Below are 687 nucleotides of genomic sequence, written 5' to 3'. Positions count from 1 at the left end.
CGAGGCCCGCGCCCTGCTGTCCAGTGCGCGACGTTTGGAGGAGTTCGGCCGAAACCTGGCCAGCGGCGCCGTCGGTCGGCTCGCCATCGGCTATGTCGAAGGCGCCGTTCATGCCGGGCTTGTCGCCGGGATGCTGCGCCAGTTCCGTCGCGACCGGCCGGATTTCCACTTGCAACTGAGAAGCCTGCGTTCGGCGGCGCAGTTGGAAGGGCTACGGCAGCGGTCGCTGGATCTGGGCTTTGTCTACTCGCCGCCACCTGATGACGACCCGGATGTCGCCGCCATGGCGCTGCGGCATGAGCCGCTGGTGCTGGCGATCCCCGAAGATGATCCGCTTGTTCAAATACCAGAGGTTGGGCCGCATCACCTTGACGGTCGCACCTGGATCACCGTCGTGCGCCAGCCGGACGACACCAATCGCGGCCAGTTCCTTGCCGCCTGCGCCAAAGCCGGCTTTTTGCCCGACATCGCCTATGAAACGGCGGATCCGCTAACCTCGCTTGGCCTTGTCAGCGCAGGTCTCGGCCTGGCGACGGTGCAAGCCAGCCTGCGTTCCGCTGCGCCGCCGCGGATCGTGTTTCGCGACCTGCCGTGGTTCGACCGCACGGTTTCACTCCATCTCGCCTGGCGGCGTCAAGACCGGCGGGCGGTGATTGCCGATTTGCGGCAGGCCGCGGGGGGAGAGGG

1 protein-coding gene is annotated in these 687 nt (G+C 67.1%); it reads left to right on the top strand.

Annotated features, from left to right (window positions below):
* Nucleotides 1-34 precede the first annotated feature (34 nt).
* Nucleotides 35-687 (top strand): LysR family substrate-binding domain-containing protein (locus EN939_RS36770; protein WP_245473326.1); only part of this gene is annotated, 653 nt, incomplete at its 3' end.

This window comes from Mesorhizobium sp. M7A.F.Ca.CA.002.05.1.1, from assembly GCF_003998335.1.
GTDB lineage: Bacteria > Pseudomonadota > Alphaproteobacteria > Rhizobiales > Rhizobiaceae > Mesorhizobium.
The sequence above is the reverse complement of the archived record's forward strand: the minus strand, read 5'-3'. Positions and strand labels throughout refer to the sequence as shown.